This is a genomic window from Affinirhizobium straminoryzae (genome assembly GCF_007004135.1).
Taxonomy (GTDB): Bacteria; Pseudomonadota; Alphaproteobacteria; order Rhizobiales; family Rhizobiaceae; genus Neorhizobium; species Neorhizobium straminoryzae.
Window position 1 is genome coordinate 1 of the sequence record NZ_VJMG01000051.1, and the last position, 13,046, is coordinate 13,046.

Consider the following 13,046-nt stretch of genomic DNA (forward strand, 5'->3'; position numbering starts at 1 on the left):
ACAAATCTCGGGGCTATTCATCCATACCATCACGGAAGAGACGACCTGTCCGCTTTGTGCCCATCGATGGTGGCGTGCCTGCTCACGCCAGCGATCCGGTGATCGGTCTGCGCTTCAACATCCAGGCGCGATATGGGGGCATCGCAGAAGTCGATTTCACGGACCTCGAGCCAAGACCTTTGGCGATCGCTTTCGCTGGCGCTCTTCGAAGGCAAGCGGAGTTCGGTGGCTCGTTGGGCGCGCGCAGCACCATCATGCAGCATATGAACGCCTATCGGCGTTTCTTCGCATATCTGCGCGAGCACACACAGGTGACGAAGCCCGCCGACCTGAGCGCCGATGTCATCGACGGCTACGAGGATTTCCTCGAAGCCGGTGGGATGACGCCGATCCATCGCCACACTGTGGTCGCCAAGGCTATTCTGGCTTTGCGTTCGATCGACGCCGATCAGCCTGGTGTCCTCGATGAGGTCCTTCGTCGTCGGCTCAACTATACCAGCGCACAGTCGGCTGGCCGGTCGCGCCCACGCGATGCCTACAGTCCGTTTGTCGCAAGACAGCTTCGCGATGCCGCCCGCGCTGACATTGGCGAACTGTTTCGGCGCTTCGGCAACCTGCCGAGTGAAGATGCCGACGAGAACCTTCGCAACGTGACGGCCGAAGCCCATGCAACGATCACCGCCCATGGCAGGCTCAGCAGTGGAGACCGAGTATTCAAGAGCCTGTACTTCATGCGGCTTCGTCGAGGCCTGCCGGTGTCAACTCTCGCCGAGGACATCCATGCACGTTATCATCTGCGCGCCGCCGACATTCCGCCCCTCCTTACATTTCTGTCGCTGGAGACCGGACTGGAGATAGAGTGTTGCAAGACGCTGACGATCGATTGCCTTCAGAATCCCGGCCCAGGCACGATCGAGATTGCCTATGTGAAGCGGCGCGCTCGCGGCGCCGAGCACAAACATATCCGCGTCCGTGACGGAGGGCTCGGAACTCCGGGTGGCCTCATTCGCAAGCTCATCGAGGTCACGGCCTTCACGCGTCAGTTCGTACCGAGCGATTGTCTCTGGCTCTATTATTATACTGGACCGAAGCAGCTCCGCGCTGGTGTCGAACATCAGCAGGAGCTGGTCGACCGATGGACAGGAAGTCACGGGATCGTCGATGACGATGGCCAGCCTCTTCGCCTCGTTCTGTCGCGCTTGCGCAAGACCCACAAGGCGCTCTGGTATCTGAAGACGGACGGGCACATGGCTCGCTTCGCAGTCGGGCACACCCCGGAGATTGCGGCGCGCCACTACGCCGACATTCCGTCGCTGCGACCACTTCATGAAGCCACTGTGGCAGAAGCGTTTGCCGAAGCCGCTGCGGCAGCAGGTCCGATCATATTGGCGCCTGACGATAAGGATTCCTGGCGCCGCGACGACACCGCCTCGGGAGGAGGCAGCAACGTCAATGCTCTCCTGGATGGGGAACAGGATGTCTGGCTGGCTGCATGCTCGGGTTTCGATCGCAGTCCGTTCGGTGAAGTCGGGTCACCATGTCCACAGCCGTTCTGGGGTTGCCTCGAATGCCGTAACGCCGTCATCACCGCGTGCAAGCTGCCGGCGCTCGTCGCCTTCCAAGGGTTTATCGAGGCGCAACGTGTCGGGTTGTCGGCCGCCGATTGGGCGATGAAGTTCGGCCGCGCGCACGACCGCATCACCAATCAGATCCTGCCGGCCTTTTCCGACAGCTTGATCGATCAGGCCCGCCGCGAGGCGGAAGAGAAGTCGCTTTATCTCCCGCCAGAGGCTCGACAATGATCAGTGCCGCGACCGCCCCTCGTGAACAGGAACTCGACCTCCGTCCGGTTCTCGCGTCCGTCCCGCTGAGGCCGGGCTTCGATCGGGACAATCTGTCACGCTACGGCGATGCGAACTGGGATCTTGGGCCGGCCGTGTTCCGTGAGAACGCCCGTCGCTGCCATGTCACCGTCAACTTCGAGTCCGTCGAGCACATCGGCGTGCGCGAGGCGCTTCGCGAGTTCCTCTATGCGCGCCTCAACGTCGACCTGCCCGGCCATCGCAAAAGGCTTCCACCAGGCAGCGTGCGGCAGGTCTTCAACCGCGCGCGACGGTTTTTGGAGTTCATTTGCGACGAGCTAGGCGACGTCGATGCTCATCGGGTCGATCAGCAAATCCTTGACCAATATGCTCGCCATCTTAAAAGTGGCCGCACCCGTCAACCGGCAATGGTGGCTCAGCTCCTGGAGATCCCATTCGACCTGCGAGCTTACCGTGACCATCTTCCCTCCATCGGTCTGCCCTTCGAGCCATGTAGCGAACGGTCGCCAGCCCGGGTCGCCGGATATCGCTTCGTCCGCGAGAACCTGACGCCGCGGATTCCCGAAGAGATCATCACGCCATTGCTGTCGTGGTCGCTCCGCTACGTCACCATGTTCGCGGCCGATATCTTCGCCGCACGCGAAGAGATTGAGCGATTGGAGGCCCACTGCTCTGCGCTCATCAAGTCCGACCAGGGACTCGGACGCAAGGAACGCCGCATTCGTCAAAGAAAGCGTCTACAGGACTATCTCGATCGCCTGCATCGCGAAGGCCGCGGCGTGCCGATCTTGGGGAACCGCGCATAATGGAATGACGCTACGCCATCCTGAGACCGGAGAGGTGACGCCGCCCGTCAACTCACATCTGCTGCATCTTCATATCGGCATTGACGCGGTGGCTGAACCCAGGATGCATATCCAGTTGCTCGACGGCGCCCCTCGTTTGATTACCGCGGCCGTGCGTGTGCTTGGCGTCGAGACTGGCGGCATGGATACGCCTATTGCCATCCTGCCGGAGACCGGCAGCCACTGGCGACCGCGCTTCGATGCCAAGACGCTGGCGCATGAGGAGCGCATGCTTCAGACCGCCGCCTACATTCTCTGCGCCTATCTGACCGGTATGCGTGATTGCGAAGTCCAGGCGATGCAGCGTGGATGTCTCACCCTGACGCGCAGTGAGGACGACATGATCATGCGCCGTCGCGTCCGGTCGATGGCATACAAGGGCAAATCGAACCAAGGCGAGCCGGCCGAGTGGGTCACGATAGAGCCGGTAGCCAAAGCCATCGATGTCCTCGAGCACCTGTCGTTTCGGGCGGCCTCTGCTCGTGGGCTCACGACGCTCTGGCCTGTCCTGGCGGCCAAGTCCTACTGCAAGAATTACCTGTCCGCCGAGATCGTCCGTCAGCTCAACCGCTATCGTGACCATCTCAATGACCTGTTCGGCACGCCGGACGCGCCGGCTGTTCCGAACGGGCCTGATGGCGCGCCCTGGCGCATCACGACGCGGCAGTTCCGGCGGACGATCGCGTGGCATATCGCCAACCGCCCCTTCGGAACGATCGCCGGCATGATCCAATACAAGCATGCCTCGGTTGCGTCATTCGAAGGCTATGCCGGCTCCAGCCGATCGGGCTTTCGCGCCGAGGTCGAGAACGAACGCAGCCTCGGCCAGCTCGACGATCTGCTGACCTATTTCGATGAGCGCCAGGCCGGTGCGACCCTATCGGGGCCGGCGGCGGCACGCATATCGCAGACGCTCGATGGAATATCGGCGGAACTTGGACCGCTCCCCGCCATGATTGCCGACCGCGCGCGGCTGCGCACGATGCTCGCCAGCCTGGCGCGAACGCTGCATGTCGGGGTGCTTGCCGACTGCTTCTTCGATCCGGGCACGGCCGTCTGTCTGAAGCAGGCCACCAGCGTCAATAACGCGACGCCTCTGACAGCACTTTGCCAGCCGACACGATGTCCGAATGCCTGTATCAGCGCCAGACATCGACCCGCCTGGGCGCGCTCGGCACTGGACGCCAAGAGCCTGTTGAAGGAGAAGCGGTTGTCGCAGCTTCAGCGCAATATTCTACAGCGGGAGCTCGAGCGAACGATGAAGATCCTGACTGACATCGACGAAGGCACAGCTCGGCGGTGAGCGTCTGATGGCATCGACGCTCACCGCAGGAAGTCGCGGATCCCCTGGCCGGCCTTCGGGTCTTTTTCGTAGCGACACACCACATGCATATGCGCGTGGAAGATATGCTGACCTCCGATCGCTCCGACATTCCATCCAATCGTGAATCCTTCGGGCTGGAACTGGTCGAGTTGGCGCTTGGCTTCCGTCAGCATCTCACCGAGATCCGACCACTCTTCCGAGCTGAACTCGAACGGCGTCTCGACGTGACGGTACGGCATGATCATCGCGGACGGGTTTGGCAAGGTCGCTTTCAGCATCATGTATTGGGTCTCATTGCTTGCGGCGGGGTCCGATCCAGCCAAACCGTTCGCAAGACACCAACGACAATTTCCTACGCTTCCATCTGCCATAACGACTGTCCATGCTCGTGATATTTGTGCATACATATCGCCCATGACTGACGCCGCCAACACATCACTTCCCCGCCATCCCGCAGCTGCTTTCAGCGGAGGTGCGATTATTGGCGCCCTCGGTGGCCTCATAGGCCTGGGAGGCGCCGAGTTTCGCCTTCCGATCCTGATCGGGTTCTTCAATTTTGCAGCCCTGGAGGCGGTGATCCTCAACAAGGCCATGAGCCTTGTCGTCGTGGCGACGGCTCTTCCCTTCCGGGCGGGAACCGTGCCCTTCGGCGCCATAGCCGATAACTGGCCGATCGTGATCAATCTCCTTGCAGGAAGCCTGATCGGCGCCTGGTTCGGCGCGGGCTGGGCGACAAGACTTCGATCGGAGACACTTTACAAGGTCATCGCCATCATGCTGGTGGCGATCGCGATCGTCCTAATGCTTGGCCATGATGCGACAGCGGGCCAGCCGCTGCTGACGGGCGTGGCCCAGATGATTGCCGGCGTGATTGCTGGTTTCATTATCGGCATTGTCGCCGCGCTCCTGGGTGTCGCAGGGGGCGAACTCCTGATCCCGACCCTCGTCCTGCTATTCGGCGCGGACATCAAGCTCGCCGGTAGCCTCTCGCTCGCGGTAAGCCTGCCCACCATGCTGGTCGGGTTTACCCGCTACAGCCGCGATCAGAGCTTCTCCGTTATCGGTCGCAACAAGGTTTTCCTGCTCATAATGGCTGCCGGATCGATCGTCGGTACGTTTATCGGCGGCCTTCTGCTCGGCATCGTTCCAAACGCGGTTTTGCTGCCGGCATTGGCAATCATCCTCCTGATCTCTGCGGTGAAGGTGTGGCGGCATTAGCCGCCCAGAAGCTGACGGAACCAACCCTCCCGAATGATACAATAAACTAAAGTGCAGGGCGTGCTCGCCCGCGCCGGCTCTCTCCCGGCGTACCCGGAGCGCGCGACGCCCGGCTCGTCTGTGCAACGGCTGTCGCCGTCCTTCGCTGTGCTTCGGCTCTGCGAGTGCGCAGCCGTGCCTGAGACGTCGCAAGTCGCTGCTCCGACGCCGGGACAGGCCCGGCGGAGAAGGAGCAACGATTATGACAAAACAGGAAACAAGCCAAAACAGCCGCCCTTCGGGCCGGCATGAGAGGAAGAGAAAGGCCGGAACCGGACGGTCGGTTGAAAGGGAGAGAGAGGCTCGCCCGGCTGGCCACGGAGGTTCCCGCATGTCCCACGCTTCCAGCTCAGCGAGCCGTGCCGATGTCTATTCCCGCGTGACGGCGGAGATCATCGCCGCAATCGAGCAGGGTACAGGTGAATGGCGTGCGCCCTGGTTCCACAACGGAGCGAGTATCGCCCGTCCGACCAACATTGCGTCCGGAAAGCGCTACCGTGGCATCAACACGCTGGCCCTGTGGGCTGCGGGCTATGCCGTCGGTTACGGTGATGGCCTCTGGGGCACCTATAAGCAATGGCAGGAGGCTGGCGCACAGGTGCGCGAGGGAGAACGCTCCACCACGGTCGTGCTGTGGAGAGAGGTCCAGGCGTCACGGTCGGCCGACAATGAAGACGACACCGATGACGGGCATCGACGGATGTTCGCTCGCGCATTCTCCGTCTTCAACGTCGCGCAGGTAGACGGCTACGAGCGTCCGCCGATCCCCGTATTGCCCGAGAGCGAACGCCTGGCGCATGCGGAGGCGTTCATCTCCAATCTCGGCATCAAGACCGAGTTCGGCGGGTCGGAAGCCTATTATCGTCCCTCAGAGGACACGGTGTTCATGCCGGCCTTTACCTCGTTTCGCGATCCCGCGTCTTTTTATGGCGTCTGGCTGCATGAGGATGGTCATGCCAGCGGTGCAAAGCATCGGCTCGACCGCGATCTCTCGAGTCGGTTCGGGTCGGCTGCCTATGCTGTCGAAGAGTGCTGCGTCGAGATTCTGAGCGGCCTTGTCCTTGCTGATCTCGGCATCGCCCATCATCCGCGTCCCGATCATGCGGCGTATATTGCCTCGTGGCTCAAAGTGTTGAAGGACGACCCCAGGGCCATTTTCACGGCCGCCAGCAAGGCGCAGCAGGCGGCTGACTGGATGCACGCCCAGCAGGGTGATGCAGCGCACCTGTACGCTTGATTTGTAACGGTCGTAACTTTATAGTACAGCCATGGCTACTTCATCTTGGCTGCTTTTGACCTACAAAGTCCCGCCCGAACCGGCTGCGAAGCGCGTCGCATTGTGGCGCCGGTTGAAGGGAATGGGGGCAGTTTACCTTCAAAACGGGGTCTGCCTGCTACCCAAGACAGACGATCACGTCCGAGGACTGAAGATGATTGAGAACGGCGTCTCCGAGATGGAAGGGGAATCTGTGATTCTGGAAACGGTGGCGCTCGATCGGTTCCAGGAAGAGAAGGTCATCGCCCGGTTCAAGGCTGACCGGGACGAGGCGTATCGCGAGTTCATCGACAAGTGCGGGGACTTCGACGCGGAGATTGCTAAGGAGCGGGCAGCAGATCACTTCACCTATGCCGAGCTCGAGGAGAATGACGTCGATCTGAAGAAGCTCCAGGGCTGGTTCGAGAAGATTCGTAAGCTCGACTTCTATGGCGCGACCCTTGGAGCCGAGGCTGAAGAACGGCTGCATGCCTGTGAGGCATTGCTCGACGCCTATGCCCAGCAGGTCTTCGACGCACATGACGAGAATCGCTAATTGGAGCCCGACTGGATGGATTCGTCCTCGCATGATCAAGACTTACGGCGGGTAGTCCGTCTGGTCGCCCTTCTCAATCTCGCCTACTTCGGCATCGAGTTCACTGTTGCTCGCGCCATCGGCTCTGTCTCGCTATTCGCCGATAGCGTTGACTTCCTCGAGGACGCCTCGGTCAACTTTCTGATCCTTGTGGCACTTGGGTGGTCTGCCCGCCGCCGCGCCAAGGTCGGAATGCTGCTTGCCGGCATTTTGCTCATCCCGGGCTTGGCTACACTCTGGACCGCGTGGGAAAAGTTCATGGCGCCGAGCCCACCCGAGGCGCTTGCTCTATCATTGACGGGCCTCGGTGCGCTTGTGGTCAACCTTACTTGCGCAATCATGCTGACGCGTTTCCGACGGCACAGCGGTAGTCTCACGAAGGCCGCTTTCCTTTCAGCGCGTAACGACGCATTTGCGAATATCGCGATCATCGCGGCCGGCCTTCTGACGGCTTACACCCTGTCTGCATGGCCCGACCTGATTGTCGGGCTCGCTATTGCCGCCATGAACGCAGATGCGGCGCGAGAGGTCTGGGAGGCAGCCCGCGAGGAACACAAAACCGCTGAGGCCTGACCACAGCTTCCGCGATAACCACGATCGTCAGGCTTGACTGTCAGGATATGTTGCCGAGCTCGGCAGTTGCTTCCTTTGCGCCGACCTCGGCATCGCACCGGAGCTTGAGCCACGGTCCGACCATGCGTCCTACCTGCAGTCCTGGCTATCGGTCCTTGCCAACGACAAGCGGGCAATCTTCCAGGCCGCCGCGTACGCGCAGCGCGCGGTCAGTTTTCTGCATTCCCTGCAGCCGGAAGCGGATCTCAAGGCTGCGGCCTGAGCATCAGGCGCGGCCGTCACCATCGGTGGCGGCCGCTTCTTCCATATCACGCTGATTTTGGAGGCCTTGTGCGATGTCAGTGTCCAGCTTTCCCCAGATCGACGGTTTCAGAGCGTCGGGTTTTGGTTTGCGGGACGGTTTGCGTTCGATGATGAACGGCTTGGTCTGCTGACGCATTGATCCTCCAGGCTGCGATTCGCGAGCGCAACGATATCTCACCGGGCATGGCAGGCAAGCCGGACCACGGTTGCACGTGACCCACTCCCCAATCGAAGCAGGCTCCGACGACGGGACAAGCGGAGTATGATCCAGGTTGCCATTCTTCCCACGGGCAAATGCGGTGAGCGCCATTGCCATATCCCTTCACGACAGTGTTTCCGGCAACCCATCTGCGGGCTCGATGGGGCATGTCTGACCGGAGACCGGCTGCGCCTCGATCGTCTTCCCGCAACGACAAGGCTCAGATTTCTGACCCCGGAGCCCTGCAGGCTCCTCCTCGCCCACTAACAAATCTGCGATTTGCCGTCCTCCATTGGATTGCGGCCCAATCGCCACCCCAACGCGCAGGCGCGCTGGGGACCCCGGCTGGGTGCGGTCCGATCGTCTCCGGTCTTGTCGACTGCCATCGAGGCCGCGATGGGCGCGGCCCGAACACCAGAAAAGGAATACGACAATGGCTACCATCGGCACCTTCACCTCCACTGAAAACGGCTTTACCGGCTCCATCCGCACGCTCGCCCTCAACGTCAAAGCCCGCATTGCCCGGGTCGATAACCCCTCCGACAAGGGTCCGCAGTTCCGCGTCTATGCCGGAAGCGTCGAACTCGGCGCTGCCTGGCAGAAGACCTCCGGTGAGGGCCGCGACTACCTCTCGGTCAAGCTCGACGATCCGAGCTTCCCTGCCCCGATCTACGCAACGCTCGCCGAGGTCGAAGGCGAGGAAGGCCTCCAGCTCATCTGGTCCCGCCCGAACCGCGACTGATCAGGATCACGAAGCTCCGCCACCGGCGGAGCCCACTCTCCTGCGAGAAGTCAAAGCCGGATCTGGCATCGAGCCACGCCCGGCTTTCTTGGTGGCATACGGTGAGCGGGGAAGCTGCTCAGAATGCATGATTGTGCCAAGCGTCGCCAGATCCAAGCCGAGCTCGACATCGCCCAGGCGGATATGATCGTCGCGGCTGCCGAGATGGACGGCCTGGCTGAGGCAGAGCCGCCCTTCTGACGGCGGTGATCTCTACCAACCCCTTCACCGTGCGACCAGGAATACATTATTTGCAACAATGCTGTATGTGTTGTATGAACAGCACTGAGACCCTTTCACCCTAATCGTATTGAGGCTGGCCACATGACAAGCAGGAACGGCTACTACACGACAAGCGACCTTTCTCGGAAATCCGGAGATATCATCGCCGAGGCACTCCGACGCCCTGTCACGATCACCCAACGCAACAAGCCGCGATTGGTGTTGCTGAACATAGACGATTACGAACGTCTTATGCGCCAGTCGGATCGTCGCTCTGTAGGCAGACTGGAGACAATGTCCGACGAGCTGTTTGCTGAATTTGAAGAGGCCGTCGATGCCTACGCCCAGTCTGATGAGACGAGTCGATGAGCGTATATGACAAGGTCCAGACGGCTGCGGTCGTTCGATATCCATATCTGTGGAGCCATGAGGCAAACGAGGGAGAAACGGAAGGGCGCAAGAACCGTCCTGTGGCTGTCGGCGTGCGGATCGCGAGGTCAGGTGGCGATCTTGTCTTGTTTTTTCCTATCACGACAAAGATGCCCGACCGAAATCGTTTTGCCGTCGAGATTCCGACCATCGAAAAGCGACGCGCGGGTCTTGATGCAGATCTTCCGCTGTGGCTCATCCTGGATGAGTTCAACAGCGATATCATAGGCCGGTCATTCTATTTGGAGCCTGAGCCTCCGCTTGGTCACTTCAGCAAGGCATTCTTTTTGCCGCTTCTGCGCGAATTTATTGCCCGTCGAAAGTCCTTTGCGGAAGTTAGCCGATCGAGATAGCGGAGTGTGGACAGCAGGGTCTCCGTTCGAGAAGACCAAGGTCCGCCCTCACATTCTCTTTCGCCAGCGGCAGTATCGTCGGGTGTTTACTGCGAAGCGACAGAGCCGATTGCCCGATATCCCCGGCGGCGTTTTTGCCTCAGAAGATCAAGGAAGAGATCGACCGCGTCCTGTTCCTTTTCGAACTGATGGGTTTTCACCTGACCGCTCGTCCCAATCCGTCCCCATCGCCGGGTCAGGCATGCCTCTCCGAACAGGTTCGGCTCGATCGACATCGCGTAGAAGCGGGCCAGGTTCTTACTGGCATCCTTGCGTTCGACATAGAGGTGATAGGGTTGGGCGATCATGCAAAACATCATCGTGTTTCTAGAGGGCGTCGTCCAACGACTGTTTTGAATCATCAGAGATCAAACGATTCCTTTCCGTGATGTATCGAGGGGCAACGGAAATCTCCGTCCGCATAGGTGATTGACCTCATTCACATTGCTGCCTCGTGCTTGTGATTGCGCAATGTCTATGAAAAGAAGCTCCCGAACTGATCACAGGAGGCGCAGATGGAAGATGCTATCCAAATCGACAACCGCGGCGACTTTGGCCTGTGGGCGATCGAAGTGGCCAAACAAATCGTTGCGGATCAGGGATTCGAACTTGCCCGTGCGGCTCGCGATGGCTCTGAAGACGACGTCCGCGTGGCTGGCAACGCTCTTGGCCAAGCCATTACCAGCGCGATGATGGGAAGTGTTCGACGGGCTGACCGAATGGGCCTCCGACTAGCAGATGGCGCTCCTAAGCGGAATGCCTCGGTCGGGGCCAGTCGGTCCCGGCTTCAGCTGACGCGGCGCTATGCTAAGCCTCCTGCGGCAGCCCGATTTCCGACCGAAGCATGACGAGAATTCCCGAAATCACGCCCTTTCAGGTCGTCGCTATGCTGATTTCTCCGATGCTCTTCATTCTGTATGTGCAGGCGCGTCGCGCCGCAGAAACCTGCTCCGCTCCACGCAAACGGTCATATCTTTCCGCCGGAACCAGATGGCACGGCCGCATCGAAGTGGCGGATTGCCTGCGGTGAACACTATCTGCTCGTCCGCCCTCATACGAAGCACTTCATGGGGCTGGATGAGTGGCCGGGCGGCCAACTGCTTCGACCGCGTCCGCGATGACCCGCGTGACTGGAAACTACGGCTAACCTGGTCGATCTCCACCGTCGTCATGCCGCAGCGACGGGAGATATAGTCGGCGGTTTCCGGATCGTTGATGGCTGCAAAACTGATCCAGCTTGCGCTTTCGAACCACTTGCTGGACGCATCGCGCCCGCCATAGGTTTCGCGCAACTGGCCGATCGACTGATAGATCATCGTAAGCGTGATGCCGTACTTGCGGCCGGCGTCGCGCGCGGTCTCCAGAATGCGCATGTAGCCAAGGCGGGCGACCTCATCGAGCAGGAACAGGGCGCGACCTTCCATGGCGCCATCGCGATTATAGATCGCGTTCAGAAACGAACCAATCACGACCCGTGCCAGCCCGGCATGGGTCTCCAATGTTTTCAGGTCGATGTTGATGAACACGTCGGTCTTACCCGACGCAATATCCTCGGTCCGGAATGTCGAACCCGAGACCAGAGCCGCATAGTTTTGGTATGACAGCCAGTGCGTCTCCTTGATGGCATTGGCGTAGACGCCGCTGAATGTCTCTGGCGTCATGTTGACGAAGGCGGCGACGTTTTCCTTCACGAAGTCCGATCCCGAATTGTCGTAGATATATTGAAGGCGCTGTCGAAGCTTCGGCTCGGGTTCCGACAGATTCTCGCGGACCTGACGTAGCGTCTGCTTTTCCTTTGCGTTGTGGCCGGACAGGCAGACATCGGCGATGATCGCCGTCAGGAGCTGAAGTCCGGAAGCGCGGAAGAAATCGTCGCGGACGCCACTCGCGCGACCGCTATCGCTCATGATCCATGAGGCGACCGAGGCGATATCCTCCTCCTTCGTGCCGCCATATTGGCCGACCCAGTCGAGTGCGTTGAAGCCTGTTGCGGGTTTGCGCGGGTCGAGGATCCTGACACGCCGCCCCGCCTCTTCTCGATGTTTCGAGACCATCGGCGCGACCTCGTTCGACGGATCGAGCAAGATGAGCGATCCACCCCACTTCAACGCTGTAGGGATCGTCACCGAGGTCGTCTTTAAACCGCCCGATCCCGCAAAGACGATGCCGTGCGATGAGCCGAATGAGCCGTCGAAGCAGAGCAGCGGGGACTTGCCCCCGGCGCCCCAGGTTTCGCTGCTATCGGCACGGAACGAAATGCCGGCGACACCATCTCGGTCGACACGATACCGCTCGCCGACCACGATACCGCCCGAGTCCGGGAACAGCTTCTCTGCTTCGGTGAGTTTCATCCAGTCGGCCTCGCCGTGCAGGGCACGCTTGCCGATGACGCGTTTCGGCACAGCCCGCGCGAAGGCGGCGTTGCCGACAATCGCCACGCGCAGCGCGAAACAGCCCGACATAAGTGCTGCGGCCGCTCCGATCACGGTCGAAGGATCGAGATAGGAAAGCGTGGATTTCCCCGCTGATACTTGGGACGATAGTTCTGCGAGCCGAATGCCTTCTCGCAAGCAAGCCGTCAGGATCACCGCGGCGTTTCCGATTGCAGCGCCAACGCCTGCAGCGCGAATGTTTGCTGATCCCGCGCTCGCGAACAGAAACATCAGGCCCAGAGCTGCGGCCGCCACGAATGGAGCGGCGACTCCTGCCCGTCCCAAGGTGAGCTTTGCCGCCTCAGTCTTCCCAAACCCGGCAAGCCATGTCTCAATGCCGGTCATCGCGAACACCGTCGCTGCCATCATGGCCAGAGGCAGAATGGCGAGAACGATCCTATTCACCTTCATTGCCGAACGCCTCCGACCCGATCGCTGTCAGTCGTGTTCGCTCATTGTCGTCCGACTTCAGCCGCTTTCGCAGTTCGATCAGGGCACCGAGCAGAAGCGCCCGCTTCTCGAACCGAAGACCGGCTTTGATGATCAGGCCGCCAAGCTCGATCTTGTCACGCGTGTCCTTCTTCCGGGCATCGGTCGTTGCGGTTCTGCTCATGCG

15 protein-coding genes and 2 pseudogenes are annotated in these 13,046 nt (G+C 60.5%); 12 read left to right on the forward strand and 5 right to left on the reverse strand.

The genetic code is table 11. From position 1 onward, the window contains the following. From FNA46_RS17475 to FNA46_RS26430, 3 genes are all read left to right on the forward strand, one after another. Nucleotides 1–1,802 (forward strand): hypothetical protein (locus FNA46_RS17475; protein WP_342782396.1); only part of this gene is annotated, 1,802 nt, incomplete at its 5' end. Beyond that, entirely contained in the window at nucleotides 1,799–2,629 is an 831-nt protein-coding gene (locus tag FNA46_RS26425; RefSeq protein ID WP_246103162.1) for a hypothetical protein, read from the forward strand. The genes FNA46_RS17475 and FNA46_RS26425, both read left to right, overlap by 4 nt. 4 nt (nucleotides 2,630–2,633) lie before the next feature. Beyond that, a complete protein-coding gene (locus FNA46_RS26430) occupies nucleotides 2,634–3,971 on the forward strand; it encodes a hypothetical protein (protein WP_246103164.1) in 1,338 nt (445 codons plus the stop codon). 20 nt (nucleotides 3,972–3,991) lie between these two features. Here the strand turns inward: FNA46_RS26430 and FNA46_RS17485 are convergent, their stop codons facing one another. Next, a complete protein-coding gene (locus tag FNA46_RS17485; protein WP_185969895.1) occupies nucleotides 3,992–4,273 on the reverse strand; it encodes an HIT family protein in 282 nt (93 codons plus the stop codon). 133 nt (nucleotides 4,274–4,406) lie between these two features. Between FNA46_RS17485 and FNA46_RS17490 the strand changes: the two genes are divergently transcribed. The 5 genes and pseudogenes from FNA46_RS17490 to FNA46_RS17510 form a co-directional block, all read left to right on the forward strand. Then, nucleotides 4,407–5,210: a sulfite exporter TauE/SafE family protein gene (locus FNA46_RS17490; protein WP_244618140.1), complete on the forward strand. Its 804-nt coding sequence runs from the start codon at nucleotides 4,407–4,409 to the stop codon at nucleotides 5,208–5,210. A gap of 370 nt (nucleotides 5,211–5,580) precedes the next feature. Further along, nucleotides 5,581–6,486 (forward strand): ArdC family protein, encoded by a 906-nt coding sequence (locus FNA46_RS17495; protein WP_143126500.1) that lies wholly within the window; start codon nucleotides 5,581–5,583, stop codon nucleotides 6,484–6,486. 31 nt (nucleotides 6,487–6,517) lie between these two features. After that, nucleotides 6,518–7,060 carry a Chromate resistance protein ChrB gene (locus tag FNA46_RS17500; protein ID WP_143126501.1) on the forward strand — a complete coding sequence of 181 codons (543 nt, stop codon included), beginning with the start codon at nucleotides 6,518–6,520 and terminating at the stop codon, nucleotides 7,058–7,060. A 15-nt stretch (nucleotides 7,061–7,075) separates the two neighbouring features. After that, the gene (locus FNA46_RS17505; RefSeq protein ID WP_143126502.1) at nucleotides 7,076–7,672 is read left to right on the forward strand and encodes a cation efflux transmembrane domain-containing protein; all 597 of its coding nucleotides are present in this window, start codon (nucleotides 7,076–7,078) and stop codon (nucleotides 7,670–7,672) included. A gap of 49 nt (nucleotides 7,673–7,721) precedes the next feature. Then, a pseudogene (locus FNA46_RS17510) lies at nucleotides 7,722–7,934 on the forward strand (zincin-like metallopeptidase domain-containing protein); the annotation flags it as partial. Between the two features lie 3 nt (nucleotides 7,935–7,937). On the opposite strand, the gene FNA46_RS26120 reads toward FNA46_RS17510, so the two are convergent. Then, complete coding sequence (locus FNA46_RS26120; protein WP_185969896.1) at nucleotides 7,938–8,111, reverse strand: hypothetical protein; 174 nt, start codon at nucleotides 8,109–8,111, stop codon at nucleotides 7,938–7,940. A 496-nt stretch (nucleotides 8,112–8,607) separates the two neighbouring features. Between FNA46_RS26120 and FNA46_RS17515 the strand changes: the two genes are divergently transcribed. The 3 genes from FNA46_RS17515 to FNA46_RS17525 all read left to right on the forward strand — a co-directional run bounded on the left by FNA46_RS17515 (nucleotide 8,608) and on the right by FNA46_RS17525 (nucleotide 9,959). Beyond that, complete coding sequence (locus FNA46_RS17515; RefSeq protein WP_143126503.1) at nucleotides 8,608–8,916, forward strand: DUF736 domain-containing protein; 309 nt, start codon at nucleotides 8,608–8,610, stop codon at nucleotides 8,914–8,916. A gap of 363 nt (nucleotides 8,917–9,279) precedes the next feature. Then, the gene (locus tag FNA46_RS17520; RefSeq protein WP_143126504.1) at nucleotides 9,280–9,546 is read left to right on the forward strand and encodes a type II toxin-antitoxin system prevent-host-death family antitoxin; all 267 of its coding nucleotides are present in this window, start codon (nucleotides 9,280–9,282) and stop codon (nucleotides 9,544–9,546) included. Further along, nucleotides 9,543–9,959, forward strand: a complete 417-nt coding sequence (locus FNA46_RS17525; RefSeq protein ID WP_027488996.1) for a hypothetical protein — start codon at nucleotides 9,543–9,545, stop codon at nucleotides 9,957–9,959. Before FNA46_RS17520 ends, FNA46_RS17525 begins: the two co-directional genes overlap by 4 nt. A gap of 86 nt (nucleotides 9,960–10,045) precedes the next feature. Here FNA46_RS17525 and FNA46_RS17530 read toward each other — a convergent pair whose 3' ends face one another. After that, nucleotides 10,046–10,306, reverse strand: a complete 261-nt coding sequence (locus tag FNA46_RS17530) for a WGR domain-containing protein (protein WP_143126505.1) — start codon at nucleotides 10,304–10,306, stop codon at nucleotides 10,046–10,048. A 207-nt stretch (nucleotides 10,307–10,513) separates the two neighbouring features. Between FNA46_RS17530 and FNA46_RS26435 the strand changes: the two are divergent. After that, nucleotides 10,514–10,733, forward strand: a pseudogene (locus tag FNA46_RS26435) (hypothetical protein). A gap of 173 nt (nucleotides 10,734–10,906) precedes the next feature. Here FNA46_RS26435 and traG read toward each other — a convergent pair. Continuing rightward, entirely contained in the window at nucleotides 10,907–12,841 is a 1,935-nt protein-coding gene (traG, locus tag FNA46_RS17540; RefSeq protein WP_143126506.1) for a Ti-type conjugative transfer system protein TraG, read from the reverse strand. After that, entirely contained in the window at nucleotides 12,828–13,043 is a 216-nt protein-coding gene (gene traD / locus FNA46_RS17545; RefSeq protein WP_143126507.1) for a type IV conjugative transfer system coupling protein TraD, read from the reverse strand. Before traD ends, traG begins: the two co-directional genes overlap by 14 nt. Nucleotides 13,044–13,046: the final 3 nt, after the last annotated feature.

Coding starts and splice junctions, on each gene's coding strand:
- FNA46_RS17525 (WP_027488996.1), top strand. CDS start 9,543: ATGAGCGTATATGACAAGGTCCAGACGGCTGCGGTCGTTCGATATCCA.
- FNA46_RS17530 (WP_143126505.1), bottom strand. CDS start 10,306: ATGATCGCCCAACCCTATCACCTCTATGTCGAACGCAAGGATGCCAGT.
- FNA46_RS17485 (WP_185969895.1), bottom strand. CDS start 4,273: ATGATGCTGAAAGCGACCTTGCCAAACCCGTCCGCGATGATCATGCCG.
- traG (WP_143126506.1), bottom strand. CDS start 12,841: ATGAAGGTGAATAGGATCGTTCTCGCCATTCTGCCTCTGGCCATGATG.
- FNA46_RS17490 (WP_244618140.1), top strand. CDS start 4,407: ATGACTGACGCCGCCAACACATCACTTCCCCGCCATCCCGCAGCTGCT.
- FNA46_RS17495 (WP_143126500.1), top strand. CDS start 5,581: ATGTCCCACGCTTCCAGCTCAGCGAGCCGTGCCGATGTCTATTCCCGC.
- FNA46_RS17500 (WP_143126501.1), top strand. CDS start 6,518: ATGGCTACTTCATCTTGGCTGCTTTTGACCTACAAAGTCCCGCCCGAA.
- FNA46_RS17515 (WP_143126503.1), top strand. CDS start 8,608: ATGGCTACCATCGGCACCTTCACCTCCACTGAAAACGGCTTTACCGGC.
- FNA46_RS26120 (WP_185969896.1), bottom strand. CDS start 8,111: ATGCGTCAGCAGACCAAGCCGTTCATCATCGAACGCAAACCGTCCCGC.
- FNA46_RS17520 (WP_143126504.1), top strand. CDS start 9,280: ATGACAAGCAGGAACGGCTACTACACGACAAGCGACCTTTCTCGGAAA.
- FNA46_RS17505 (WP_143126502.1), top strand. CDS start 7,076: ATGGATTCGTCCTCGCATGATCAAGACTTACGGCGGGTAGTCCGTCTG.
- FNA46_RS26425 (WP_246103162.1), top strand. CDS start 1,799: ATGATCAGTGCCGCGACCGCCCCTCGTGAACAGGAACTCGACCTCCGT.
- FNA46_RS26430 (WP_246103164.1), top strand. CDS start 2,634: ATGACGCTACGCCATCCTGAGACCGGAGAGGTGACGCCGCCCGTCAAC.
- traD (WP_143126507.1), bottom strand. CDS start 13,043: ATGAGCAGAACCGCAACGACCGATGCCCGGAAGAAGGACACGCGTGAC.